Source organism: Stackebrandtia nassauensis DSM 44728, assembly GCF_000024545.1.
GTDB classification, from domain to species: domain Bacteria; phylum Actinomycetota; class Actinomycetes; order Mycobacteriales; family Micromonosporaceae; genus Stackebrandtia; species Stackebrandtia nassauensis.
The window spans coordinates 2,471,833-2,493,904 of sequence record NC_013947.1 but is presented as its reverse complement, the minus strand read 5'-3'; the positions used below and the strand labels follow the sequence as shown (position 1 = coordinate 2,493,904).

The following is a 22,072-nucleotide window of genomic DNA, read 5'->3' as shown; positions in this document are numbered from 1 at the left end:
GCGAGTAACTACGGCCACCGCGGGGTAGCAAGCCCCACAGCGGCCGAAGTCGGCTACCGGCCCGGGATACCCGTACCCTTGAACCTGTGGCGCGTGAGACCAGACAGGCGACCATCGCACTTGTCGGCATCGACGGCGCCGGGAAAACCACCCAGGCCAGGTGGCTGAAGCGGTGGCTAACTCAACTCGGACATCCGGTGCGTTATCGCATGGTGGCCAGCGGCCGTCGGGTGCTGGGCAACACCGCCCGCAGGCTGGGCCGTCCCGACTCGGTCGCCCTGCTGGGCCCGGGAATGGCGATACGCGCCGAGACCCTGCTGCGCTACTGGAATCTGACCGTCGGCAACGGCGGCGGCATCCTCATCGCCGACCGCTACGCCGTGTGCCAGTACGCCCGCACCCGGGTCGTGTACCCGCGACTGGAACCGTGGGCGCGGCGGCTGCTCGGCCGGGTGCCGCCCCCCGACCTCACCCTCTACCTGGACGTGGCGCCCGAGACCGCCCACCTGCGGGTCAAGACCCGCGGCATCGACGAGGAACCGGTCGACTCACTGGCCGCGATGGACAGCGCCTACCGGTCGCTACCCGAGTTCGCCAGCTTCGCCATTGTGGACGCCAACCGGGACCCCGAGGAGATCGCCGAGACCATCCGTGACGAAGTCCGGACGGCCCTGCCGCGTTTGCTGGATGGCCGTACATAATTGACCCATGGGCCGCATAGTCGGGTTGTTCGTCCTTGTCGCGCTGGCGCTGGTGATCGCCGCCATCGCCGACTGTCTCGGTGGTGAGAACGAGCCGCGTCGTCTCACCCGTCGCCTGTGGGCGGCGATCATCCTGCTGCTGCCGATCGTCGGACCCATCGCCTGGTTCACCTCCGGTCGGCCCCGCTCCGCCGAGCGGCGGCCCCGTCCGCGCCCGAAACTGGCCCCGGACGACGACCCCGAATTCCTGCGTGACCTGGAACGACGCCTGCGTGAGGACGAGGACGGCAAATAAGGTTGCGATTGGGTAACAAACTGCCGTGGAGCGCAGCCGGGGTGCTGTCTGATTCGTTCCGACTGTGACGGGACGCCGCGAACGGACTTCGCGTCGGCAGCGCCGCCGTCTCACAGATCGAGGACAGTCCCATGCGTTCCGCATCACATCGCGTCATCGCCGCGGCGGCCGTCACCGCGCTCGCCGCGCTGACCGTCGGCCCGGTGACCGCGGCACCCGCCCACGCCGCCGGTGGCCTTCGCACCCACATGGACTCGTTCGACGAGTACCCCGACCTGCCGCCGGGCCAGAATCTCGGCTGGATCGTCATGGCCGTCAACGAGAGCGGCAAGCCCTACACCAATGTGGAGCTCAGTATCGACTTCCACGAGGCCGACGGCGAACTCGCCGCGGTCAAGGCGATCGAGAGCACCCAGGACGCCATCGACTGCGAAGAACCCGACGAGGGGCGTTCGTTCGTGTGCGTCATCCCGGAGCTGAAGGACGAGCAGAACTTCGACTTCGAGCTGGCGCTGCGCGACGGCGCCGACCGGGTCAACCACGGCGTCACCACCGCCGAGGCCGTCATGCGCGTCGACGGCAAGGAGATGTCCCGCGACACCGCCACCCTGGACGCGAGCCTGCCGCTGGACAAGGACCGGATCACCGATGTCAACGCGCCGAAACAGGTGTGGTCGCATCAGGTGTTCGGGGACGACGACGCCGACGGCGCCGAGCTGTCGTTCACGGTGCACAACAACACCGACAAGAAGCTGAGCGACGCCAGTCTGTTCGTCAAGACCGACGAGAAGACCGGGATCGTCCCGGGCACCGAGATAGCCGACTGCACCTATGACGCCAGTGGCACCCAACTGGGTTGCTACATAGGGGAACTGGGGCCGGGCGAGTCACGGCAGTACGCGTTCACGTTGTGGGCCAAGGACAAGAACGCTTGGAAACACGCCAAGCCGGGCAAGGTCACGATCGACGTCAGCTATATCCACAATCAGCACAACGACGCCTGGGGGCACGCCGAAGCGCCGATCAAGCTGGTCAAACCTGGCGGCGACGACGTGTTGCCGGTGACCGGATCCAGCCTGAGCACGACGATCGCGGTCGGTGCCGCGGCGATACTGCTGGGCGTGGCGGTGCTGTTGGTGGTGCGCCGTCGATTGCGAACAGGTAACGAAAACTTAAAACTCGCAGCCGGGGACGCGGCGGCTTCGTTTCCACATTGACCCGAAAACAAGGACAGGTTTATGCGTTCCCTACTGCTTCGTTTTTCCGCGATGCTCGCCGCCACCGGGCTGGCGACAATGTCGGTGCTGGCGGTGGCGGCCACTCCCGCCGCCGCCGACGACGGCTTCGAGATCTGGATGAAGGGCTTCGACGAGTACCCCGGCTCGGATTCGGTCGACTGGCCGGTCTCGATCGTCAACAACACCGACAACGACCTCAAGAACCCGACGTTGCGCCTGAGCCTCTTCGAGGAGGAGGACGACCTCAGCGCGCTCGTGTTGAGCACCGATGACACCGCCTGCGAGAAGACCGACACCGACGCCGGGATGGACTTCACGTGCGTGTTCCCGAACCTGGCGGCCAACTCCGAGACCACCATCGACTTCACGATGAAACTGCGTGAGGGCGCCGACCGCGTCAACCACGGCCTCAGTTACGCGACCGCGCAGCTGCGCCAGCCCGACGCCGAGGACAACCCGACCTACGCCGAGAAGATGGTCACACTGGACGCCAGCCTGCCGCTGGACGACGAGGGCCGCATCACCGACCTCAAGGCTCCCAAGCAGGTGAGCTCCGACCAGGTGATCGGGGGCGACGGCAAGGGCGAGGAACTGTCGTTCACCGTCGTCAACAACGACTACGACATGGGCACGCTGGTGCACGCGAACCTGGTCGTCGCCGTCGACAGGAAGACCGGCATCGTGCCCGCCACCGAACTGGACGGCTGCGAGTACAGCAAGGGCCGCACGGTGCTGACCTGCCCGATGGAAGGCTTGGGCGCCAAGGACAAGCGGGATTACGCGTTCACGCTGTGGGCCAGGGACGCCGACGCGTGGCAGAACGCCAAGCCCGGCAAGGTCAACATCGACATCGTCATCCCGCACGGCGACCACGAGGACACCTGGGCGCACGCCGACGCGAAGACCAAGCTGGTCAAGGGCAACGGGAACGGCTCGCTGCCGGTGACCGGGTCCAGCCTGACCACGCCGATCGCGGTGGGGGTCGCGGCGGTGGTGCTAGGTGTCGTCGCGCTGCTGGTCACCCGCCGCCGCAAGACCACCGGAGGGGTTACGAGCGAGTAGGGCACAATCGGCGGGTGCGTATTTTGATGCTGAGCTGGGAATACCCGCCCGTCCTCGTCGGTGGCCTCGGCCGCAGTGTTCACGCCCTGGCCACGGCGCTGGCCGCCGAGGGGCACGACGTCACCGTGGCCACCCGCCACGGTGACCACCCCGACGGTTCAGCGGCGGCCTTCGACGAGACCGTCGACGGGGTGCGCGTCGTGCGCGCCCCGCAGGACCCGCCGCTGTTCCCGTTCACCGGCGAGACGCTGCTCGAGTGGACGATGGCGTTCAACCACTCGCTGACGCGTACGGCGCTGCGGGCCTGCCGTACCCAGGACTTCGACGTCATCCACGCGCACGACTGGCTGGTCACCCACGCGGCGGTGACCCTCAAGCACCATCTCGACCTGCCGCTGGTGGCGACGATCCACTCCACCGAGGCCGGGCGTCACCACGGCTGGTTGCCCGACGACACCTCCCGCGCCATCCACTCGATCGAATGGTGGCTGACCTACGAGTCCCGCCGGGTGCTGGTGTGCTCCAAGCACATGCGCTGGGAGGTCAACCGGCTGTTCGAGCTGCCCGAGGACAAGACGCTCGTGGTGCCCAACGGCGTCGACGCCCGGGTGTTCGCCGTCGAGGACACCGTCCCGGACCGGGAGGCGGGGCCGGTGGTGGTCAGCGCCGGGCGGCTGGTGCACGAGAAGGGCGTCCAGGATCTCATCGACGCGGCCGCGATCCTGCGGGAGAAGCACCCCGGGTTGCGGGTGCTGATCGCCGGTGAGGGTCCGCACGAGGAGGAACTGCGGGACCAGGCGGTGCGGCGGGGCCTTGAGGACACTGTGGAGTTCCTCGGTTTCGTCGAGGGCGCGGCGCTGCCGCGACTGTTGGGCGGGGCGGACTGTTTCGCGATCCCCAGCCGCTACGAGCCGTTCGGCATGGTGGCGCTGGAGGCGGCGGCGGCCGGGACCCCGGTGGTGGCCGGACGCAGCGGCGGCCTGGCCGAGTTCATCGTGGACGGTGAGACCGGTCTCACCCACACCCCCGCGCGGCCCGAGGAACTGGCCGAGGCGATCTCACGGGTGCTGTCGGAACCGGAGCTGGCCCGGCGACTGCGGGACGGCGGCCGGGCGATGGTGAGCCAGCGGTTCGGCTGGGGGCCGATCGCGACGGCCGTCATCGCCGCCTACGCGCAGTCCGAGATCGGCGAGCGCGCCGTGGAGGCGGAGCTGGCGGCGCGGGAGCTGCGGGTCGTGATCCCCGAGGGCAACCTGCTGGACGCGGGCTGAGGGCACGCGAAACGGCCGGGCGATACCCCGCCCGGCCGTTCGACGTCGTGTGACTACTCGGCGGCTTCGCCGAAGGCGCCGGCGTCCACCAGTCGCTTGGTGGTGTCGGCCCAGCCCTGGGACGGGTACTGCTCGGTGAAGTTGTCGAGCTCAGCCCGGATCTTGTCGCCGTGGCCGGCCTCGGCCAGCGACTTGATCTCCTCGGTGAAGGCGTCGGAGTCGGTGGACAGGTGCACGGTCTTGCCGGTGGTCAGGTTCCGGATGTAGACGTGCTTGCCCTTGTTGAGCGGGATCAGGTACTTGTACTCACCCAGAACGCTCAGCCCGCCACCTTGACCGGACTGACCGGCCCGAACCGATGCCCGTGCGGTCTTGGAGGTGTTACTTGCCATGATGGACACTCCTCATCACTGTGTTGCTTCCGATGTGTTCGCCGTCGGCGGAGTATCAGCACACCTCGGCGGGACAGAAATAACGACCGGTGCGCGCACCGGCCAACTCAACGATACCCGACAGCGTCACGACCCGGTTGTTGGGCACTGGTGAAGGCCCCGCGGCGCGAATAATCGCCGATATTCCGAAAATAATCACGCAAAACTCTGGCGCCACAGGCGTATCAGACGGCATTATGGTTCGACAATCGCGCAACGCGGTGCGAGACCTGGCCAGATGTGGTGGTGCTGCGAGACGGATCCTTGGATCGCGACGCTGTGCCGTCCGTCGTTTTTTGAATGGAATGCGTTGGGGGAAGGCGCATTACGTGAAATGCCAGGAGGTTCGACGTGCCAACGCGAGGCGTTGTATATGTGCACTCAAGCCCACCGGCAGTGTGTCCACACGTCGAGTGGGCGATCAGTCGTGTCCTGGACTCGCGGATCACGCTTGACTGGATCGCCCAGCCCGCCTCCCCGTCCACCTGGCGAACCGACCTGAGCTGGAACGCCGAACCCGGTACCGGGGCGCAGCTGGCCTCGGCCCTGCAGCAGTGGCAGATGCTGCGGTTCGAGGTGACCGAGGACCCCAGTCCCGGAGCCGACGGCGAGCGGATCATGTTCGTGCCCGGTCGGGGCATCTACCGGGCCGCGACCAGTGCCAACGGCGATCTGATGATCGCCGAGGACCGGATCCGGGCGCTGGTGGCCACCGCCGTGGACGGCGAGTCGCTGCGGCACGGACTGGACAAGCTGCTGGGTGCCGAGTGGGACGCCGAACTCGAGCCGTACCGGCACGCCGGGGACGACAGTGGACAGAACTGGCTGTCCCAGGTCAGTTAGCGAAATGGACACCCGGCATACTTGTGGGAGCCCGGTAACGCGCGTCACCCGTCGCCGGAGCCAACCCAGTCAACCCCAGGGCCGCCGAACACCCCAAGGATGTGGATGATGTCCAAATCATCGATACCCGGTGATCTGCCGTTGTGGCCGGGCACCGCCGCCGAGGCCGAGCGCCGCAAGAAGGAAGAACTCGAGCGCAGGCGTGCCGCCGAGGCGGCGAAGAAGCGGGCGGCGGCCGAAGCGGCGGCCAAGAAGAAGGCCGCGGCCGAGGCGCAGGCCAAAAAGCTTGAGGCGCAACGTGCCGAGGCCGAGGCGGCGGCACTGGTGGCCGAGCAGAAACGGCTGGAGGCCGAGGCGGCGATCAAACGGGCCGAGGCCGCCCAGGCCGCCGCCGAGGCGGCCATCGCGGCGTCCAAACAGGTCGTTTCGGCCAAACCCGCCGCCAGCGCGGGTGGCCCTTCGGTGTCGACACAGTCCGCGGCCCAGGCCAGGGCCGCCGCCGATGCCGCCGCCGCCAACGCGATGGCTTCCGCACCGGCTCCGCAGGCCGCGCCGGTGCCGCCACCGAACGCCGTCCCGGACTCGGGCGAGCCCGCGGTCACGGCGGCGCATGTGGCCGAACGCAAACGGGTCGAGGCCGAGACGGCCAGCAAGAAGGCCGCGGTCGCCAAGGCCGCCGCCGACGCGGCCGTCGCGAGTTCGGCGGCGGCTTCCCAGGCCGCCACGGCGAAACCGGCTCAGGTGCCGCCGCCCGCCCCGAAACCGCAGCTGCCACCGCCACCGCCGCCGCTCGACCACTACGCGTCCCAGCTGACCGGCGGCAAGACCGACGTGCCAATCCAGATTCCGGTGGCGCAGCAACCGCCGCCTCCGGCACCGGCGCCCATGCCGCCACCCCCGCCACCGGCCGTGGTCACGCCTCCGCCGCCGCCGAGTTTCACGCTGCCGCCGACCGGGCCGCACATGCCCTCGGCCAAGGCGGCGGCCCCGATGCCGCCTCCGCCACCGCCGGTCTATCCGAACCAGGCCCCTCCCCCGCCACCGCCGCCGTCCGCGGCGGTTTCGGGCAGCGCGCCGGTTCCGGTGCAGGGCAGCGCCGCGGTTCCGATGCCCGGCAACGCTCCGGTGCCGTACAACGATCCGCAGGCCGCACAGCAATCCGGCGCGCCCGGTGTCTCGGTGGGACAGCGGATGGGCCACGGCGCCAAGAAGGTGTCGGGCAAGATGCTGGCCGCCACCGGACGGCTGATCCAACGGGCCGGTGACAAGTTGAAGAACGCCCCGCCGCCGCAACCCCGGCCGCCCAAGGAGGACGACCGGCACGACCCGGACGGGCCGCCGCCTCCTCCCCCGCCACCGCCGGGGTATCAGCAGCCGCCACCGCCGCCGCAGCAGTACCGGCCCTGACCGCCGGGTTAGGCCGAATGCACCGAAACGGTGCCGTTGTCCAGGTCGTAGCGGGCGCCCACGATACTGGCCGCCGCTACGCCGGGGTCGCCCTTGAGGACCGCGACGGTCTGGTCGATCTGGAGCCGCATCGCCGTGGCGCACGGGTCGGCGGCACCGTCCGAAAGGGCCTTCGCCACCGGGTCGCTGAGTTGCTCCACAAGGTAGTCGAGTTGTTCGGGACGGTTGGGGTCACGCAGGGTGTCGACCGCCAGTTTCACGGCGCCGCACCGTTCGTGGCCCAGCACTATCACCAGTGGAACCGCCAGCGCGTCCACGGCGAATCGCAGTGAGCCCACCGCCGCCCGGTCCGGGACGTGCCCGGCGGTGCGCACCACGATCAGCTGGCCGAAGTCGCAGTCGAACAGCGATTCGGCGGTGACGCGGGAGTCGACGCACGTGAAGACCGCGGCGATCGGTCGTTGGCCCCCGGCCGCCGCCCGGGCCGAGGAGATGTCGCGGGAGTAGGTCGGCGATCCGGAGATGAATCGCCGGTTGCCGTCCAGCAGCGCTCGCAGCGCCGCCCGGGCCCGCGCGGGGAGGTGTGGGGGTATCAGCATCGTTGTCGCACCTGTGAGGAGTTGGGTGTCCGTCGTTTCGGTCGATCCCGGCAGCGGTGGCGGCAGATCGGCGAGAACCAGCATTCCCGCGACGAACAGCATGACCATGAGATGACGCCCGTGAGCTCTGATTTCCCCCATGGTGGAGGACTATAGAGCCCACGGGCGGCTCGGAGTCGTATGTGGTCGCTAATCGAAAATCGGGTCTTGGGTACGGGTTCGTTTCAGCTCGAAGAACCCGGGAGTGGAGGCCACCAGCAGGGTGCCGTCCCACAGTTTGGCGGCGGCCTCGCCCTTGGGGGCCGGGGTCACGACGGGTCCGAAGAACGCGACGAGTTCGCCGTCGGCGCCGGGCACCGCGATGACCGGGGTTCCGACTTCCTGGCCCACCAGGTCGATGCCGCGCTTGTGGGAGGCGCGGATGTCGTCGTCGAACTCGGTGGACTTGCGGGCCTCGACGAGTGTCGCGGGCAGTCCGGCCTCGGCGACGGCGTCGGCGTAGACCTCCTCGCCGCGGTCCAGTCCCCGGTTGTGGAACCGGGTTCCCAGTGCGGTGTACAGCTTGCCGACCACTTCGTTGCCGAACTCGCGCTCGGCGGCGGCGACGATGCGCACCGGTTCCCACCAGCCGCCGTCGCGGATGGCTTCGGCGTAGCGCTCGGGCAGTTCGTCGACCTTGGGTTCGTTGAGTACCTGGAGGCTCATGATGTTCCAGCGCACCTGGACGTCACGCTGTTTCTCCACCTCGAGCATCCACCGCGAGGTCATCCACGCCCACGGGCACACCGGGTCGAACCAGAAATTCGCTGTGACCTTGTCATCTGTCATCCGTCGAGCATATGGTTTCGGGGCTTGCGATCCCACGTGAACTGGCTTACACCCCAACGCGTCCACCTTCGTCCATTGTGTCGTTTGGAGAAGCGACGGACGCGCCACTCCCGGATGTCCAGTTCCAAGAAGATCACTGTGAGTGATGATTCACTGTCGCCATGCTCGCCGATCGCTTTGCCCTCGGCTCCCTCTTCCCGTCACGTGGTGACCTGACAGCCATCCGCACGGCCCCCCGGGCCGACCTGATAGCCGGACTCACGGTGGCCGTGGTCGCGTTGCCGCTGGCGCTGGGTTTCGGTGCCGCCGCCGGTATGGGCCCGGCCGCCGGACTGACCACCGCCATCGTCGCCGGGCTGGTCGCGGCGCTGTTCGGGGGCTCGAACCTACAGGTGTCCGGCCCCGCGGGCGCGATGACGGTGGTGCTCATCCCGATCATCAAGGAGCACGGCCAGCAGGGCGTGATGCTGGTGGGCGCCATGGCCGGGGTGATCCTGGTGCTGCTGGCGCTGTGCCGGGCCGGGGCCTTCATCAGGTACATCCCGGCGCCGGTCATCGAGGGCTTCACGCTGGGGACCGCGATCGTCATCTTCCTGCAACAGCTGCCGGTCGCGGTGGGCATGGACCCCGACTCGCACCACGTCGCGGTGGCCGCCTTCGAGGCGGTGCTGGCGTTCATCACGCACCCACAGTGGATCAATCTGGGGCTGGCCTTCGGGGTGGCCGGGGTGATCCTGCTGGGAATCCGCTGGTGGCCGAAGATCCCGTTCTCGCTGCTGGCCGTCGCGGCGGCGGCGCTGGCGACCTACGCCTTCGGGGTGCCGGTGGCCGACATCGGCGACCTCCCCAGCACCCTGCACGCCCCCAGCCTGAGCTTCATCGACGTGGGCGCGATCCCGGGACTGCTGGGCCCCGCGCTGGCGGTGGCCGCGCTGGCGGCGATCGCGGGGCTGTTGTGCGCCAGTGTCGCCGACAGCATGCACGGCGGCGAGAAGCACGAACCCAACCGGGAGCTGTTCGGGCAGGGGCTGGCGAACCTGGCCTCGCCGCTGTTCGGCGGCATGCCCGCCTCGGCGGTGGTGGCGCGCACCGCGGTCAACGTCCGGGCCGGGGCGCAGTCGCGGATGGCCGCGGCCTGGCACGCGGTGATCCTGGCCGCCTTCCTGCTGTTCGCGGCCTCCCTTGTGGAGCACATTCCGCTGGCGGCGCTGGCCGGGGTGCTGCTGGCCACCACGGTCGGGATGGTCAACCGGGGCAACCTGTCGGCGCTGGCCCGCTCCACCCGTTCCGACGCCATCGTGCTGGCGTTCACGACCATCGCCACGGTCACCCTGGACCTGGTGATGGGCGTCGCGGTGGGACTGGCGGCGGCCGGGCTGGTCACCCTGGTCAAGGTGGCCGCCTCGCTGCGGCTGCACGTCGACCACACGAAGGTGCTGGGCCGCAGCGGCGCCGACGCGAACCTGGTGTCCGAGCACATCGGGGTGTACCGGCTGCACGGGCCGCTGGTGTTCGCCGCCGGGCCCGCCTCGCTGCTGGCCGGGGCGCAGCGGGCCGACGTGCGCGCCGCCGTGCTGCACCTGGAGGACGTCACCACCGTGGACGCCACCGGTGCGCTGGTGCTGCGGGACTTCGCCGAGCAGCTGGCCAAACGCGACGTCCGGATCTTCATGTCCGGGCTGCGCGAGGAACACCGCGACACCCTGGTCGCGGTCGGGGTGCTGGAACACATCGACGCCGGGAACCTCCCGGACGGGCCGGTGGAGGCGGCGATCGAGGCGGCCCGGCGGCGGTTGCGCAGCATCGAGGCGTCCTGACCGGCCCGCGCGAACTGTGGTTTTCCGCAGTTGATCCTGGGCCGCTCCCCAAGGTGCGCGGGTCGTTTCGTTTCTACCGTGGATTCAACGGTTCACGACGAGACGACGAGGATTCGACATGGCGAACGCCGAGGGCGTACTGGACGGCATCACCGACTGGGCGGTCGGTCTCATGGAGACACTGGGGGCGCCCGGCGCGGGACTGGCGGTGGCGCTGGAGAACCTGTTCCCACCGCTGCCCAGCGAGATCATCCTGCCGCTGGCCGGATTCACCGCCAGCAAGGGCGACATGAACCTGATCGCGGCGGTGGTGTGGACGACGATCGGATCGCTCGTCGGCGCGCTGGCGCTGTATCTGGTGGGCGCGGGCATCGGGCGGGAACGGTTGCTGCGCATCGCCGCCAGACTGCCGCTGGTGAAGGTGTCCGACATCGAGAAGACCGAGGCGTGGTTCCACCGGCACGGCACCAAGGCGATCTTCTTCGGACGGATGATCCCGATCTTCCGCAGTCTGATCTCGATCCCGGCCGGGGTGGAGCGGATGCCGATACTGCCGTTCCTGGTGTACACGACGCTGGGCAGCCTGATCTGGAACAGCGCCTTCATCGCCGCCGGGTACCTGCTGGGCGAGAACTGGTCGGTCGTGGAGACCTATGTGGGGGTCTACTCCAGGGGCGTGGTCGCGGTGGTGGGGCTGGCCTTCGTGGTGTGGCTGGTGCTGCGGATCCGCACCAACCGGCGGCAGCGCCGGGAACCGCAGCTGTCAATGGTGGAGCCCGGGGTGTACCGCTCGGACCGCCGCTAGGAGTCGAGGTAGCGCAGCACGGCCAGCACCCGGCGGCTGTAGCCGTCAGTGTTGGCCGTCAGCTCCAGTTTGGTGAAGATCGCGTTGACGTGTTTCTCGACCGCGCTTCGGGATACGAACAGCCGCTTCGCGATCGCGTCGTTGGTGTGGCCCTCGGCCATGAGCTCCAGGACCTCGCGTTCCCGGTCGGTGAGTGTCGCCAGTGGATCGCCGTGGCTGGTGCGGCTGAGCAGCTGCCGCACCACCTCGGGGTCGAAGGCGCTGCCGCCGTCGCCGACCCGCTCCAGCGCGTCGAGGAACTCCTCCACCCGCACCACCCGGTCCTTGAGGACGTAGCCGACGCCGTTGATGTCGCCCGACAGCAGCTCGACGGTGAAGCGTTTCTCGACGTGCTGGGACAGGATCAGCACGCCCACGTCCGGGTGGTCCCGCCGGATCCGCAGTGCCGCCCGCAGCCCCTCGTCGGTGTGGGTGGGCGGCATCCGCACGTCCACGACCACGATGTCGGGTTCGGTCTTCGCCACGGCGGGCAGCAGTGTGATCGCGTCGCCGAAGCTGCCGACGACCTCGTGCCCCTCCTCGGCCAGCAGTCGGGACAGGCCCTCGCGCAACAGGGTCGAGTCCTCGGCCAGGATCACCCGCATGGCAGCTCCGCTTCGATTGTGGTGGGTCCGCCGACGGGGCTGTCGACGGTGAACGTGCCGTCCCCGGCCGCCGCCCGGCGCGCCAGCCCGGACAGTCCACCGCCTTCGGGGTTGGCGCCGCCACAACCGTTGTCGCGCACTGAAACAATAAGACGATCATCACTTCGCGACACTGTGACGTCCACGCTCGAGGCTCCGGAATGCTTGGCGGCGTTGGTGACGGCTTCACACACGACGAAATACGCGGCGGTCTCGACGCCGCGGTCCAGGCGCGCGGGCGCGTCGTAGGACAGCCGCACCGGGATGGCGCAGCGGTCGATGACGGACTCGATCGCGACGCGCAGTCCCTCGGTCTCCAGTGCCGTCGGGTAGATCCGCCAGCTGACCTCGCGCAGGTCGGACAGCAGCGCCTGCGATTCCAGGTGGGCCTGGGCCAGCAGTTCCTCGCGGCGGCGCGGGTCCTCGCCGCGCCGGGCCCGTCCGATGAGCATGCCCAGGGCCACGGTGCGCTGCTGCACGCCGTCGTGGATGTCGCGTTCGATGCGGCGGCGTTCGGCGTCGACGGCCTCGACGACGGCCGCGCGGCTTCGCGTCAGTGTGGACACCCGTTCGGACAGCTGCTGTTCCCGGCTGGGGCCCAGCAGCCGCGTCGCCAGCGCGCGTTCCAGTATGACGACGCCCAGCAGCCCTTGTACGGCAAGGAATGCCAGTACGATTCCGGCCACCGACAGGTACGCCAGGTTGCCCGCCGAGGGCGCGATACCATCCACTTCATACCCGCGCACCCACTGAACGACCGCCACGATCCCCGCCCCGGCGCCGTAGACGATGAGCACACCTATCGCTCCGGCCAGCAGTCCGACCCACGGACGAGCGGCCAGATAAAGCCACGCTCGTCTGCCGGTGTACCCGACGGTGATCTTTCCGGCGTATCCGGCGACGCGCCGGAACTCCCAGGCGGTCACCGCTTTCAGCATCCGGTTGACGGCGGCGATCACGGGGTGTTCGGGGCGGGACCAGCCGCGCAGGCACAGCATGAGCGTCCCGGCCACGAGGGCGAGGCCGAGTTCGGGTACGGCGGTCACGAATCCCACGCCAAGGCCGACGGTCGCGCGCAGCGCGCGGGCCGCCTTCGCCAGCCGGGACGGGGTGTTCACCGGCGCAAGACTAACGTCCCGAGATTTATTTGCCACCACGCAACTATTAGAAGGAGGTGCTGTGACCCCGGACGCCAATCGGCTCGCCCAGCAGCTGCAAGCCATGCAGACTGGGTTGACGCCGCAGATTCTGCGGGGCACGGGTCAAGACGAGCTGCAACTCATCGACGTAGCCCTGCTGTCAGCCCTGACCGATGGTCGGGAGCTGACGGTCAAGGGCCTGGCGGCCACCATCGGCCGCTCGGTTTCCCGCACGAGCCGTCTCATCGACAGGCTGGTGTGCCGCGAACTGCTGGAGCGCCGCGAACATCCCACCGATCGCCGCGCCAGATACATCAAGCTCAGCCCCGCCGGGGCCGCGTTCATGAGTAGCTTCCGAACCGCCCGAGCCGAGCAGATCGCCCGGATACTGGACCATCTGTCCCCTCAGGAGCAAACCATTGTCTCCGAGGCCTTGGATCTGATAGCCAAGGCGGCCAGGAAATCTCGCGAGGAACCAGACTCCGGGATCTTCTGACCCGTACTGTGGCAGCGACCGCCGCGTCCCGCCTCCACCGACCGGGGCGCGGCGGCTGTCCACACGTCAGTCGCGGAGCTCCTCCACGGCGCTGAATCCCGAGCCCGGCCGCGACTCCCACTCCCAGGTCTCCTCCAGGCGCAGCCGACCGTCGTCCAGGACCACGATCCGGGTCAGGCAGTGTCCACTGGAGGTCTCGCGCTTGGTGTTGAGGTGGGTGTACCGGAAGTCGAGCGCGTCGCCGTCGCGGGTGCCCACCAGGTAGCCGCGCCGCACCTCGCCGCCCGAGTAGGTTCCCCAGATCTCGCTGTCGTTCTCGAAGTACTCGAAGGACGTGTCTCCCCCGACCTCGCCGTCCACGGTGTTCTCGGTCGATCCGAAGCGTCGTCCGTCCAATGAGGGTGCTGTCATGCCCGGCCTGCTTTCGTTCGGCTGTTGGGAATCGGCCTCAATCATGCGGTGCGTCGGTGAGTCGGCGGTAGCGGGCCCCGAGCCCTTCCAGCAGCGCGGCAAGGCCGGTCTCGAAGGCCTCGTCGTCGATGCGCTGCTGGCGTTCGGCCAGCAGGTGCGCCTGGTCCAGATGCGGATAACCGGACTCGTAGACCGCCGCGTCGGCGGGGAAACCGCCCGCGAAGGAGCCCAGCGCGGAGCCGGTCACGAAGTACCGCATCAGCGCGCCGACCCGGGTGGCCTCGCGGCGCGGCCAGCCCGCTCCGACCAGACCGCCGAAGACGGCGTCGGCGATGCGCAGCGCGTGCGGCCGGTTGCCGGGGCCCGAGGCCAGCGCCGGGACGATGTTGGGGTGGGCGGCCAGCGCGGTGCGGTAGGAGCGGGCCCACGCGGCCAGCGCCGTGGCCCAGTCCCGGCGGCTCGGCGACAGCCCAGCCATGGCGGTGGTGTCGACCTCGCCGAGGACGCTGTCGACGACGTCGTCGAGCAGTTCGTCCTTCGTGGCGACGTGGTTGTACAGGGACGGGCCGCTGACGCCGAGCTCGGTGGCCAGCCGCCGGGTGGACAGTGCCTCCAGCCCGTCGGCGTCGACGACCGCCAGCGCCGCGGCGGTGATGCGGTCACGGCTGAGCAGCGGTCGGCGGGGGCGCGCCACGACTAAACCTCCTGCGCGAGTGAGGGAGTACGGCCACTTGTGGCGCAAGTACGGTACGCGTAACATCCCACAAAACTTACATCGCTAGTTTAATGCGTCACAGGTAGAGGTCCGTTGTGGATTTGGAACTGTCCGAGGAACAGACGGCCGTGCGGCGACTGGCCGCCGAGTTCATCGACCGGGAGGTCGTCCCGCACGTCACCGCCTGGGACCGCGCCGAGGCCATGGATCCGGCACTGGTCCCCCGGCTGGGCGAGCTGGGTTTCCTGGGCATGACCATCGGCGAGGAGTACGGCGGCTCCGGCGGCGACCACCTGACCTACTGCCTGGTCATGGAGGAACTGGGGCGCGGCGACTCGGCGGTGCGCGGCGTGGTGTCGGTGTCGCTGGGTCTGGTCGGCACCACCATCGCGCGTTACGGCGACGACGCCCAGAAGCGGCAGTGGTTGCCGCGCTTGACGTCCGGGCAGGACCTGGGGTGCTTCGCGTTGACCGAACCGGACGTCGGTTCCGACGCGGCGCACCTGACCACCCGGGCGGTGCGCGACGGCGACGACTGGCTGTTGACCGGCACGAAACGCTTCATCACCAACGGAACCCTGGCCTCGGTGGCGCTGGTGTTCGCGCGCACCGACCCTGACGAGCCGGGGCATCGCGGCATCACGGCGTTTTTGGTGCCCACCGACGCCGAAGGCTTCGGGCGCAAGGAGATCGACGGGAAGTTGGGGCTGCGCGCCCAGGCCACCGCCGAGTTCCACCTGGACGCGGTGCGGGTTCCCGACAGCGCCCGGCTGGGCGCACTCGGCAAGGGCTTCTCGATCGCGATGGCCGCGCTGGCCAAGGGGCGGATGTCGGTGGCGGCCGGTTGCGTGGGCATCGCGCAGGGCTGCCTGGACGCCGCGGTCGGCTACGCCAAGGACCGGGTCCAGTTCGGCAAACCCATCGCCGCGCACCAGCTGGTGCAGGAGCTGCTGTCGGGGATCGCGGTCAATGTGGACGCGGCCCGGCTGCTGGTGTGGCGGGTCGCCGACCACATCGACCGGGGACTCGACTACGCCGCCGCCTCGTCCATGGCGAAGCTGTTCGCCAGCGAGGCCGCCGTGGCGGCGGCCGGGGACGCGTTGCAGGTCTTCGGCGGCTACGGGTACGTCGACGAGTACCCGGTCGGCAAGTACCTGCGCGACGCGCGGGTCATGACCCTGTACGAGGGCACCAGCCAGATCCAGAAACTCCTGATCGGACGCGCGCTGACCGGGATCAACGCCTTCGCCTGACCCCCGGGCGAGGGCGCTTCGGCTGACGAAAGGAACCACCACCATGTCGACACTGTCACTGGCCAGCGTCCTGGCCGGTTCGGCCCGCCGCTGCGGCGACCACATCGGACTCATCGAGGGCGACAAGCGCATCACCTACTCGCGGCTGTGGGCCGAGGCCCTGGCGCAGGCCGCCGCCCTGGAGCGGCTGGGGGTGCGGCCCGGCGACCGGGTGGCCCTCATGTGCCCCAACACCGTCGAGTTCCCCCGCGCCTACTACGCGATCCTGGCCGCCGGTGCCGTGGTGGTGCCGGTGCACCTGCTGCTGCGGGCGGAGGAGACTGAGTACGTGCTGCGCGACAGCGGCGCCCGGTTGCTGTTGTGCCACAGCGCCTGTGCCGAGGTCGGGGGCCAGGCCGCCCGGGCGGCGGGCGTGCGCATGGTCACGGTCGGTCCACAAGCGCCGGACCTCGGCGCCGACGCGCACCTGGAGGACGTGGCCGAGGCCGGTTCGCCGTTGCCGACCTTCGTGACCCGCGCGCCCGGCGACCCCGCCGTGGTGTTCTACACCTCCGGCACCTCCGGGCAGTCCAAGGGCGCGGTGCTGTCGCATCTCAACCTGATCATGAACGCCACCATCTGCGCCTTCGACACCCACGACTACCGCCGCGACGACATCGCGCTGGGGGCGCTGCCGCTGTTCCACACCTTCGGACAGTCGGTCAGCATGAACACGCTGTTCCGGTTGGGCGGCACCCTGGTGCTGATGCCGCGCTTCGACCCGGCCGCGGCGATCGAGCTGATGGTGGCCGAGAACGTCACCGTCTTCCACGGGGTGCCCACGATGTACCGGGCGCTCACCCAGGCCGCCGCCCACGCGAGTGCGCTGCCTCGGCTGCGGCTGTGCCTCAGCGGCGGCGCCAGCCTTCCCGGCCCGGTGCTGGAGGAGTTCAACACGACCTTCGACGCGTCGATCTACGAGGGGTACGGGCTGAGCGAGACCTCGCCGGTGGCGACGGTCAACCAGCCCGCCTACGGCACCCGGGTCGGCACCGTCGGCCATCCACTGTGGGGCGTGGACGTGGAGATCGCCCGCGCCGAGAGCGAGGGCATCGAGCTGCTGCCCACCGGTGAACTGGGTGAGATCGTCGTGCGGGGACACAACGTGTTCAACGGCTATCTCGACCGGCCCGCCGAGTCGGCCAAGGCGCTGGTGGACGACTGGTTCCGCACCGGGGACCTCGGCACGAAGGACGACGAGGGCTTCGTGACCATCGTCGACCGGGTCAAGGACATGATCATCCGCAATGGATTCAACGTGTACCCCAGCGAGGTCGAGGAGGTGCTGCTGCGGCACCCGGGCGTCGCCGAGGTGGCGGTCATCGGGCTGCCGGACGAGGAGTGCGGCGAGGAGGTCTGCGCCGTGGTGGTGGCCGACGAGGACCAGGTGCCCACCGCCGAGGAGGTGCTGGAGTTCGGGCGGGAGCGCATGGGGGCGCACAAGTATCCGCGCCGGGTGGAGTTCGTGAAGGAACTTCCGTTGGGCCCCAGCATGAAGGTGCTCAAGCGGGTACTGCGGGACCGGTTCAGCTAAGACCTCCAGCGGGAAGCCGACGTAGTTCTCGGCCAGTGTGGTGGCCGCAGCGGTCGACGACACGACGTAGTCCAGATGCGACTGTTGTAGCCGCCGGGCGTAGGCGTCGTCGGTGTCGAAGGTGTGCAGCAGGGTTGTCAGCCACCACGAGAAGTGCTGGGCCCGCCAGACCCGGCGCAGGCAGCGCGCCGAGTAGTCGTCCAGGCGGGTCTCGTCGCCGGTGCCGTACCAGTCGGCGATCGCGTCGGCCAGCACCCGCACGTCCGCGACGGCCAGGTTGAGGCCCTTGGCTCCCGTGGGCGGGACGATGTGCGCGGCGTCCCCGGCCAGGAACAGCCGCCCGTACCGCAGCGGTTCGGCGACGAAGGACCGCATCGGCGTCAGGTCGGTGGAGATGATCGGCCCCTCCCGCAACCGGAAGCCCGGCACGGTCTCCAGACGGTGGGCCAGTTCGGTCCAGACGCGTCGCGTCGGCCACTGCGCCATGTCGGTGTCGCGCGGCACCTGTAGGTAGAAGCGGCTGATCGAGGGGGTGCGCATGCTGTGCAGCGCGAAGCCGCTGTCGTGCTGGGCGTAGATGAGTTCGCGGGTGGACGGCGCGACCGACGCGAGCACTCCCAGCCACGCGAACGGGTACTCCCGCTCGAAAACCGTCAGGTGTCCGTCCGGAATCGACGGACGGCACACGCCGTGGAAGCCGTCGCATCCGGCGATGACGTCGCAGTCGAGCCGCTGGCCGCCGAAGGTGAGGTAGGGGTGGTCGGTGTCGAGGTCGTGCGGTTCGACGTCCGTGACGTCGAAGTGGATCTCGGTTCCCTGGTCGAGCACGGCGGCGATGAGGTCCTTGACGACCTCCTGCTGCCCGTAGACGGTGATGGCGCGTCCGGGAACCAGTTTCTCGAAGGCGATCCGGTGCCGCTGGCCGCCGAACCGCAGTTCGATACCCTCGTGCCGTTGGCCTTCGGCGTGCAGTCGGTGCGAGACGCCGACGGCGTCCAGGGTGTCCACGGTGCCCTGTTCCAGGACTCCGGCCCGCACCCGGGACTCGCAGTGTTCACGGCTGCGCAGTTCCAGTACGACGCAAGCGATTCCCGCCAGGCCCAGCAGCCGCGCCAGCAGCAGTCCGGCGGGTCCCGCGCCGACGATCGCGACCTGGGTTCGCATGTGTCACCTTCCGGATTCGCGGATGTGCTGGTGGATCTGGGTTCGCAACGCGAGGAAGCGGGGGTCGGCGCGGGTGGTGAGCTGGTCGCGCTCGACGGGGAGGTCCACGGTGATCTCCTCCCGGATCCGGGACGGCGGGGCCGACAGCACCAGTACGCGCTGCCCCAGGTATACCGCTTCGTCGATGTCGTGGGTGATGAACACGACGGTGACTCCCAGGTCGCGCCACAGCCGGTAGACGAGGTCCTCCAGGTCGGCGCGGGTCTGGGCGTCGACGGCGGCGAAGGGTTCGTCCATGAGCAGCAGCCGGGGACGGTAGGCCAGTGCCCGGGCGATGGCGACCCGCTGCTGCATGCCGCCGGACAGCTGCCAGGGGTAGGAGCGTTCGGCGTCGGCCAGGCCCACCTGTTCCAGTGCCTCGCGGACCCGGGTCCGTCGTTCGGCGCCGCCGACACTGTTGTCGCGCAACGGGAGTGCGACGTTGTCGCCGACCCGCAGCCACGGGAACAGGCTGCGGCCGTACTCCTGGAAGACGACGGCGGTTCCCGGCGGGGTTCCGGTGACGCCGCGTCCGTCCACCGTCAGTTCGCCGGTGGTGGGGCGCAGCAGTCCGGCGATGGTGCGCAGCAGGGTGGTCTTGCCGCAGCCCGACGGTCCGACGACGCACACCAGCTCCCCGGCGGCGACGTCGAAGTTCAGGTTGTCGATGGCCCGCACCGATCGGGTGCCGGTGGTGTAGGTCTTGCCGAGGTCCCGCACCGACAGGCTGGCGGCGGTCTGGCTCATGTGCGGGTCCCTTCGGTGCGGCGCATGCCGTGGTACCACGCGAGTACCCGGCGTTCGACGACGGTGAACAACAGTGACAGCGTCACGCCGATCAGGCCCAGCAGGATGATGCCGCTCCACATCTCGGGGATCTGGAAGCCGCGCTGGAACTGGACGATGGCGAAGCCGAGTCCGGAGTGGGCGGCGAACATCTCCGAGACCACCATCAGGATGATCCCGATCGACAGTGCCTGCCGCATTCCGGTGGCGATGTGGGGTGCCGCAGCGGGCAGCACAAGGCGTCGCAGCCGGGTCAGTGGCCGCAGCGCGAACACCGCGCAGGTGTCGCGCTGTACCGGGTCGATGCCGCGTACGCCGGTGACGGTGTTGAGCAGGATCGGCCACACGCAGCCCGACACGATGACGACGGCCTTCATGGTGTCGCCGACGCCGGTGAACAGCATGATGACGGGCACCAGAACCGGCGGCGGTACGGCGCGGAAGAACTCCAGCACCGGTTCGCACAGCGCGCGGATCCGCCAGTTGAGTCCGATCAGGACGCCGAGTGCGATTCCCAGTGCCGACGCGGCCGCGTATCCGGCGGCCAACCGGGCGAGGCTGGGCAGGATGTCGGCGCGCCACCGGTCGAGCGTCCACAGTTGAGTGAAGGTGTGCAGGATGTCGCGAAGCGACGGCCAGTAGAAGTCGCGGCTGCCGTCCGAGGCAAGCCACCAGATCGTCAGCAGCGCCACCGGAAGCCCGAACCACAGCAGCAGCCGCCACAGGAGTGTCCGGATCGGACGCCACGCGACGGTCAGGCGCCCCGGTGGCTTGGTTTGGGTGGTCACGCGGGCACCTCCTGCCGGATCGAGGGATGCCAGCGCAGCAGTCGGCGTTCGGCGCCGCGCGCGGCCAGATTCACCGCGACGCCGAGGATTCCGGTCACGGCGATGAGCGCGTACATCCTCGGCACCGCGGCCGAGGTCTTGGCGACCGAGATCTCGTGGCCGAGCCCGGGAGCGCCGATCACGAGTTCGGCAGTCACGGCCAGTACCAGCGCGACCGAGGCCGCCAGCCGCACGCCGGTCAGGATGTACGGCAGTGCGCTGGGCAGCGCCAGGTGCCACACGCGGCGCGCGGCCGACAGCCGGAACGAGCGCGCGGTGTCGGCGGCCACCGAGTCGATGTCGTTGATTCCGGCGATCACCTGGATGAGGACCTGCCAGAACGACGCGTACACCACCAGCAGCAATGTGGACTCGATGCCGGTGCCCAGCAGCAGGATCGCCAGCGGGATGAGAGCCACCGACGGTATGGGACGCAGGAACTCGATGGTGGAGGCGGTGGCGGCGCGCAGGCCCGGCACCGATGCGATGACGACGCCGCAGACCACCCCGGCCACGACCGCGATCAGCAGCCCCTGGGCCCAGGCGGCCAGCGTGTCGGCGACGGCGAGCCAGAACCCGGACTGGCCCAGTTCGGTGCCGAGGGCTGCGGCGATCCGGGAGACGGGCGGCAGGTGGCGGGGGTCGACGACGCCCAGCCGGGGCAGGAGCTCGGCCAGTCCGACGGCCGCCGCGACCCCGGCCAGGCCGTAGCCCAGCCGGGCGCCGGGGAGCGGGATCCTCACGGCAGCAGCGACTTCAGGTCGGGTTCGGATTTCAGGACGCCGTCGGAGACGCCGAGTTCGGCGAGTCTCGCGGTGGATTTCTCGTTGATGGCCGACGGCCAGGCGGGCAGCGTGATCTTCTCGGCGATCGCGGCGTCGATGTCGGCGTATTCGCTCAAGATGTCGCGGACCTCGTCGGGGTGCTTCGCCGCGTACTCCAGCGATTCGGTCATCGCGGCGGTGAACCGTTTCACCAGGTCCGGGTCCTTGTCGACGAACTCGGTGGTGGTGAAGTAGGCCGCGACGGTGAGGTCGTCGGCGATGTCCACATAGTTCCACGCGATCGGCCGGGCACCGGATTCCTTGGCGATAGACAGGAACGGCTCCACCACCCAGGCGGCGTCGACGTTGCCGTCGTCGAGTTGGGCGGGCATGTCGGGGAACCCGAACTCGGTGAACTCCACATCGTCTGGTTTACCGCCGTCGACGCGGATGGACTCGCGGATGGTGGTGTCGCCGATGTTGTTGAGGGTGTTGACCGCGACGGTATGGCCCGGCAGGTCCTTGGCGGACTTGATGGAGCTTCCCTTGGGGACCACGACGGCGCCGAAGTCGTCCCCGGCCTTGCCGGTGGAGGCGACGCCCGGGGCCACGGCCTGGACCTTCAGGCCCTCGGTCTGCGCCGACATGAGCGAGGTGAGGTTGCTGAACCCGAACTGGAAGTCGCCAGAGGAAACGCCGGGCACGATCGCCGCGCCGCCCTGACCGGCTTCCAGTTTCAGGTCGATGTCGCGGTCGGCGAAGAAGCCCTGCTTCTCACCGAGGTAGATCGGCGCGACGTCCACAATGGGTATGACGCCGACGGTGACGTTCTCGCCGCCGTCGTCGGCCGATTCCGAGGGAGAGCATGCCGTTGTTCCCAGTGCCAACAGGATGGCCAGTGGGGCGAGCTGGTTTCGCATGTCGT

General features: G+C 69.2%; 23 protein-coding genes and 1 pseudogene. 12 read left to right on the top strand and 12 right to left on the bottom strand.

Features of this window, described 5'->3' with window-relative positions; translation table 11 throughout:
* Nucleotides 1-86 precede the first annotated feature (86 nt).
* The 5 genes from SNAS_RS11600 to SNAS_RS11580 all read left to right on the top strand — a co-directional run bounded on the left by SNAS_RS11600 (nucleotide 87) and on the right by SNAS_RS11580 (nucleotide 4,567).
* Nucleotides 87-701, top strand: a complete 615-nt coding sequence (locus SNAS_RS11600) for a dTMP kinase (RefSeq protein WP_013017610.1) — start codon at nucleotides 87-89, stop codon at nucleotides 699-701.
* A gap of 7 nt (nucleotides 702-708) precedes the next feature.
* Nucleotides 709-996, top strand: coding sequence for a PLD nuclease N-terminal domain-containing protein (locus SNAS_RS11595; RefSeq protein WP_013017609.1), 288 nt, complete (start codon nucleotides 709-711; stop codon nucleotides 994-996).
* Between the two features lie 131 nt (nucleotides 997-1,127).
* Nucleotides 1,128-2,213: an LPXTG cell wall anchor domain-containing protein gene (locus tag SNAS_RS11590; RefSeq protein WP_013017608.1), complete on the top strand. Its 1,086-nt coding sequence runs from the start codon at nucleotides 1,128-1,130 to the stop codon at nucleotides 2,211-2,213.
* 21 nt (nucleotides 2,214-2,234) lie between these two features.
* Entirely contained in the window at nucleotides 2,235-3,296 is a 1,062-nt protein-coding gene (locus SNAS_RS36670) for an LPXTG cell wall anchor domain-containing protein (protein WP_013017607.1), read from the top strand.
* Nucleotides 3,297-3,310: 14 nt separating this feature from the next.
* Entirely contained in the window at nucleotides 3,311-4,567 is a 1,257-nt protein-coding gene (locus SNAS_RS11580; RefSeq protein WP_211207373.1) for a glycosyltransferase family 4 protein, read from the top strand.
* 53 nt (nucleotides 4,568-4,620) lie between these two features.
* Here SNAS_RS11580 and SNAS_RS11575 read toward each other — a convergent pair whose 3' ends face one another.
* Nucleotides 4,621-4,959: a hypothetical protein gene (locus tag SNAS_RS11575; protein ID WP_013017605.1), complete on the bottom strand. Its 339-nt coding sequence runs from the start codon at nucleotides 4,957-4,959 to the stop codon at nucleotides 4,621-4,623.
* 390 nt (nucleotides 4,960-5,349) lie between these two features.
* Here SNAS_RS11575 and SNAS_RS11570 point away from each other — a divergent pair, with 390 nt between their 5' ends.
* Both SNAS_RS11570 and SNAS_RS37170 read left to right on the top strand, forming a co-directional pair.
* Nucleotides 5,350-5,841: a DUF3145 domain-containing protein gene (locus SNAS_RS11570; protein WP_013017604.1), complete on the top strand. Its 492-nt coding sequence runs from the start codon at nucleotides 5,350-5,352 to the stop codon at nucleotides 5,839-5,841.
* A gap of 108 nt (nucleotides 5,842-5,949) precedes the next feature.
* Nucleotides 5,950-7,248, top strand: coding sequence for a hypothetical protein (locus SNAS_RS37170; protein ID WP_169313875.1), 1,299 nt, complete (start codon nucleotides 5,950-5,952; stop codon nucleotides 7,246-7,248).
* 8 nt (nucleotides 7,249-7,256) lie between these two features.
* Here the strand turns inward: SNAS_RS37170 and SNAS_RS11560 are convergent, their stop codons facing one another.
* Entirely contained in the window at nucleotides 7,257-7,988 is a 732-nt protein-coding gene (locus tag SNAS_RS11560; RefSeq protein WP_211207372.1) for a carbonic anhydrase, read from the bottom strand.
* Between the two features lie 48 nt (nucleotides 7,989-8,036).
* A complete protein-coding gene (locus SNAS_RS11555; RefSeq protein ID WP_013017601.1) occupies nucleotides 8,037-8,675 on the bottom strand; it encodes a mycothiol-dependent nitroreductase Rv2466c family protein in 639 nt (212 codons plus the stop codon).
* A gap of 161 nt (nucleotides 8,676-8,836) precedes the next feature.
* Between SNAS_RS11555 and SNAS_RS11550 the strand changes: the two genes are divergently transcribed.
* Both SNAS_RS11550 and SNAS_RS11545 read left to right on the top strand, forming a co-directional pair.
* Entirely contained in the window at nucleotides 8,837-10,492 is a 1,656-nt protein-coding gene (locus SNAS_RS11550) for a SulP family inorganic anion transporter (RefSeq protein WP_013017600.1), read from the top strand.
* Nucleotides 10,493-10,610: 118 nt separating this feature from the next.
* Nucleotides 10,611-11,297, top strand: coding sequence for a DedA family protein (locus SNAS_RS11545; RefSeq protein WP_013017599.1), 687 nt, complete (start codon nucleotides 10,611-10,613; stop codon nucleotides 11,295-11,297).
* Here SNAS_RS11545 and SNAS_RS11540 read toward each other — a convergent pair.
* The gene (locus SNAS_RS11540) at nucleotides 11,294-11,941 is read right to left on the bottom strand and encodes a response regulator transcription factor (protein WP_013017598.1); all 648 of its coding nucleotides are present in this window, start codon (nucleotides 11,939-11,941) and stop codon (nucleotides 11,294-11,296) included. The two genes, SNAS_RS11545 and SNAS_RS11540, sit on opposite strands and share 4 nt — an antisense overlap.
* Entirely contained in the window at nucleotides 11,932-13,098 is a 1,167-nt protein-coding gene (locus SNAS_RS11535) for a sensor histidine kinase (RefSeq protein ID WP_013017597.1), read from the bottom strand. The genes SNAS_RS11540 and SNAS_RS11535 overlap by 10 nt, the downstream gene beginning before the upstream one ends.
* A 61-nt stretch (nucleotides 13,099-13,159) precedes the next feature.
* Between SNAS_RS11535 and SNAS_RS11530 the strand changes: the two genes are divergently transcribed.
* A complete protein-coding gene (locus SNAS_RS11530) occupies nucleotides 13,160-13,615 on the top strand; it encodes a MarR family winged helix-turn-helix transcriptional regulator (RefSeq protein WP_013017596.1) in 456 nt (151 codons plus the stop codon).
* A 66-nt stretch (nucleotides 13,616-13,681) separates the two neighbouring features.
* On the opposite strand, the gene SNAS_RS11525 is transcribed toward SNAS_RS11530, so the two are convergent.
* The gene (locus SNAS_RS11525; RefSeq protein WP_013017595.1) at nucleotides 13,682-14,026 is read right to left on the bottom strand and encodes an avidin-fold protein; all 345 of its coding nucleotides are present in this window, start codon (nucleotides 14,024-14,026) and stop codon (nucleotides 13,682-13,684) included.
* Between the two features lie 37 nt (nucleotides 14,027-14,063).
* Nucleotides 14,064-14,720, bottom strand: a complete 657-nt coding sequence (locus SNAS_RS11520; RefSeq protein ID WP_013017594.1) for a TetR/AcrR family transcriptional regulator — start codon at nucleotides 14,718-14,720, stop codon at nucleotides 14,064-14,066.
* Nucleotides 14,721-14,836: 116 nt separating this feature from the next.
* On the opposite strand from SNAS_RS11520, the gene SNAS_RS11515 reads away from it, so the two are divergent.
* Together SNAS_RS11515 and SNAS_RS11510 are read left to right on the top strand one after the other, a co-directional pair.
* A complete protein-coding gene (locus SNAS_RS11515) occupies nucleotides 14,837-15,994 on the top strand; it encodes an acyl-CoA dehydrogenase family protein (RefSeq protein WP_013017593.1) in 1,158 nt (385 codons plus the stop codon).
* Between the two features lie 43 nt (nucleotides 15,995-16,037).
* Nucleotides 16,038-17,567: a long-chain-fatty-acid--CoA ligase gene (locus SNAS_RS11510; protein ID WP_013017592.1), complete on the top strand. Its 1,530-nt coding sequence runs from the start codon at nucleotides 16,038-16,040 to the stop codon at nucleotides 17,565-17,567.
* Nucleotides 17,568-17,576: 9 nt separating this feature from the next.
* On the opposite strand, the pseudogene SNAS_RS37340 reads toward SNAS_RS11510, so the two are convergent.
* From SNAS_RS37340 to SNAS_RS11485, 5 genes and pseudogenes are all read right to left on the bottom strand, one after another.
* Nucleotides 17,577-18,731, bottom strand: a pseudogene (locus SNAS_RS37340) (4-hydroxybenzoate 3-monooxygenase); the annotation flags it as partial.
* Nucleotides 18,732-18,734: 3 nt separating this feature from the next.
* Nucleotides 18,735-19,517 carry an ABC transporter ATP-binding protein gene (locus SNAS_RS11500; RefSeq protein WP_013017591.1) on the bottom strand — a complete coding sequence of 261 codons (783 nt, stop codon included), beginning with the start codon at nucleotides 19,515-19,517 and terminating at the stop codon, nucleotides 18,735-18,737.
* Complete coding sequence (locus SNAS_RS11495; protein ID WP_013017590.1) at nucleotides 19,514-20,344, bottom strand: ABC transporter permease; 831 nt, start codon at nucleotides 20,342-20,344, stop codon at nucleotides 19,514-19,516. The genes SNAS_RS11500 and SNAS_RS11495 overlap by 4 nt, the downstream gene beginning before the upstream one ends.
* The gene (locus SNAS_RS11490; RefSeq protein ID WP_013017589.1) at nucleotides 20,341-21,126 is read right to left on the bottom strand and encodes an ABC transporter permease; all 786 of its coding nucleotides are present in this window, start codon (nucleotides 21,124-21,126) and stop codon (nucleotides 20,341-20,343) included. Before SNAS_RS11490 ends, SNAS_RS11495 begins: the two co-directional genes overlap by 4 nt.
* Nucleotides 21,123-22,067: an ABC transporter substrate-binding protein gene (locus SNAS_RS11485; RefSeq protein ID WP_013017588.1), complete on the bottom strand. Its 945-nt coding sequence runs from the start codon at nucleotides 22,065-22,067 to the stop codon at nucleotides 21,123-21,125. Before SNAS_RS11485 ends, SNAS_RS11490 begins: the two co-directional genes overlap by 4 nt.
* Nucleotides 22,068-22,072 lie beyond the last annotated feature (5 nt).